Origin of the sequence: Staphylococcus sp. HMSC034G07, assembly GCF_001835975.1 — a bacterium.
GTDB classification, from domain to species: Bacteria; Bacillota; Bacilli; order Staphylococcales; family Staphylococcaceae; genus Staphylococcus; species Staphylococcus ureilyticus.
This window is the reverse complement of sequence record NZ_KV826588.1, coordinates 1-3,079: the sequence shown is the minus strand read 5'-3', so window position 1 is coordinate 3,079 and position 3,079 is coordinate 1. Positions and strand designations below refer to the sequence as shown.

Here is a 3,079-nt window from a genome sequence, read left to right as displayed (position 1 = left end):
TATTATACCATCTGTATCTTTTGAAGCATATGTACTTCCGATAAGTTGAATTATGTATTCTTTTCTGTTTTTCTATTTCCTTGTATTTTTTCAAATTCTTTTATATGGTTCAAAATCATTGTTGGAGTAACATTGATATATCCACTTTCAAGCTTTATTTTTGGGTAAATAATAGCAAAATTAAATACATATACTAAGACGATAATTAAAATAATAGTAAAATTAATTACATTGATATTCTGAGGTAGTAAGGTCGTATAAGAAAATAAAATAATTGGCATAAAAAAGACACCAAATCCAAATTGGTTTGGTATCAATCTCTTTAAATGAAAACAATGATTGCCTGTCTGAAAAAGAAATCATAAATTAATGATTGCTGAAGGAGGAGTCTTTGCTCTTTCTTCAATCTATGTAAATTATAACACAATTTCTTATCATCAAATATCAAGAATGATTTTAAAAAAAAAAGAGATTAAAAAATCAAAAATGAATAAACTTCTAATTTTTTATGCCAAAATAACTCCTTATAAATTTAAAAAACATAAAATTTAACATATAAAAATTTGCGATTTGCTTTATTGCTTTTTAACTTTTTAAAATTTTAAGTATCAATTAATAACACAAATTCATTTTCTATAACTACTTAAATTTCGTTTTTGATATTTCATTTTTTCAAAAATGGCTTATTCTATCAGAATAAAAGTTCAAAATTCTTTATTCTACTAGAATAAAAGGGTCTCTGAAGCCCTTTAAATAGGCTTTATCTATAGGATTAGGGTTCACATTAACAATGCCATTCGTAATTTATAGAATAAAAATTACTTAATGCATTTTTGTCTAATATAAATACGCTATAAATACTGTTATAATAGTATTTATATAGAGAGCAAATGACGAAGAAATGGTAAGAAAAATACATCAGCTATGCTGATTGACACGTCAGTGGCATTGTATTTCCTTATGCTCTTATTTTTTATTCTGCTTTCAGCATAAAAAATAAATGATTTGTACAAAAGTTAAAAGAATAAAAATGATTTTTCGCTATCATAATGACTCATTCTTTTCGTACCAAATCACTCAAGTTTATCTTTTTAATTAAAAGATGTTACGATACGTGATCAAAAGAACGTAAGAGTAACTTTATTTAGCTGTTTACAGCAAATAAACGTATATCTAATGTACTGCTAAGAAGAAGATTAGATATACCTTACTACCTTTAGAAAATTCAATTTTTAACTTTAAGTTAGTAAATTATTATTCATTAATTTAAAATTTGTCTAAAATCATCAACAGTATATATAAAGTATATTTTCCCTTCTTGGTCATACCATTATTTAAACGTAGGGTTAAATGCAAACCAGAAGTCTGACGATAACTTCAAGAGTTTCTAGGAAGTTTTTTGAAATATTAGTAATTAAGGCCTCTCTTTTTTAGATAAATGTCAGATTTATTTTTGTATTTAATGGGAGTGCTTCACCCCGAATGTAAACATTTTTATTTTTTTAGTTTACATTTAGAACGCTTAGTTTTATTATCAGTACTAATACAGATATAGGAAAGAGTGGTGAAATGTTTGCTTGTAATCATGAAAAGGTGCGCTAGATATCATGTGTCTAGGTAAGACGATTACGGGGGGGGATTTACCTTTAGCTGCTACTTTAAATTCTCAAAAGATTTATAAAACATTTTCAAGCTATAATCATGGTGTTAATGCATTTTTACATAGCTATACTTACACCGGTAACCAAATAGTATGTTCCATTGCTTTAGAAATTATTGTTACTTTTGCTCTAATTTTAAGCATATTAAATAAAGAAATTTAAAAAATGGTTAATATTTTTGAAAAAGCACTACACAATATATTAGATGAGGATGATTAGTATGAATTTAGCTGAAAAGATTTTAAAAGGAGAAACCTTAACTAAAGAGAGGTTATTGAAAATATATGAAAATTCTAATATAGATACATTAGATTTATTGAACGAAGCCTATATATTAAGAAAACATTATTATGGAAAAAAAGTAAAATTAAATATGATCTTAAATGCTAAGAGTGGTATATGTCCGGAAAACTGTGGTTATTGCGGTCAATCTAGAGATATGAAACAAAAGCAAAGATACGCTCTAGTGCCAGAAGAACAAATTGTTAGCGGAGCCAAAGTAGCTCACGAGAATAACATAGGTACATATTGCATTGTCATGAGCGGCCGAGGACCTAGTAACAAGGAAATTGATCATATAAGTAGAACAGTAGAAGAAATTAAATCAAACCATCCTCAACTGAAAATATGTGCGTGCCTTGGTTTAACTAATGATGAACAAGCTAAGAAGCTCAAAGCATCTGGCGTTGATAGATATAACCATAATATAAATACGAGCGAAAACTATCATGAAGAAGTTGTGACTACCCATACTTATAAGGACAGAACAAATACTATAGAAATTATGAAAGAAAACAATATTTCACCATGTTCTGGTGTGATTTGTGGGATGGGAGAATCAAATCAAGATATCATAGATATGGCTTTTGCCTTAAAAGAAATAGATGCAGATAGTATTCCTATTAATTTTTTACATCCTATTAAAGGTACAAAGTTTGGAGAAATGGATGAATTGACACCCATGAAGTGCTTGCGACTTATATCTCTATTTAGGATTGTCAATCCATCTAAAGAAATTAGAATTGCTGGCGGTAGAGAAGTTAATTTGCGTTCACTACAACCTTTGGCCTTAAAGGCAGCAAATTCAATATTTGTAGGAGACTACTTAATTACTGGAGGACAGCCTAATAAATTAGATTATAAGATGATAGAAGATTTGGGATTTGAAATCGACTCTGGATATAATGAGCTGAAAGAAAAAGTAGAATGACCTTACAAAGTGATTTTAAAAATTACAAGAAGAAGGTTTATATAGAGAGATTAAATCTATTGAATCCATTCATGGTAAAGATATACCTGTAGATGGGAAAATGATATTAATTTCGCCTCCAATGATTAGCGATACAAGAAGAAACTCGTTTTCAACTCGTTTCTTAAAGCCTTAAAAAAGAGATGTGAAAATATTTTCACATCTCTTT

2 protein-coding genes and 1 pseudogene are annotated in these 3,079 nt (G+C 28.2%); 2 read left to right on the top strand and 1 reads right to left on the bottom strand.

The features are described 5' to 3' along the window. Nucleotides 1–50 precede the first annotated feature (50 nt). On the bottom strand, nucleotides 51–281 hold the full coding sequence (locus HMPREF2586_RS01100; protein WP_069796253.1) for a hypothetical protein: 231 nt from the start codon (nucleotides 279–281) through the stop codon (nucleotides 51–53). A 1,273-nt stretch (nucleotides 282–1,554) separates the two neighbouring features. On the opposite strand from HMPREF2586_RS01100, the pseudogene HMPREF2586_RS01090 reads away from it, so the two are divergent. Together HMPREF2586_RS01090 and bioB are read left to right on the top strand one after the other, a co-directional pair. Next, a pseudogene (locus HMPREF2586_RS01090) lies at nucleotides 1,555–1,823 on the top strand (aminotransferase class III-fold pyridoxal phosphate-dependent enzyme); the annotation flags it as partial. A 58-nt stretch (nucleotides 1,824–1,881) separates the two neighbouring features. Continuing rightward, entirely contained in the window at nucleotides 1,882–2,871 is a 990-nt protein-coding gene (gene bioB / locus HMPREF2586_RS01085) for a biotin synthase BioB (RefSeq protein ID WP_063489131.1), read from the top strand. Nucleotides 2,872–3,079 lie beyond the last annotated feature (208 nt).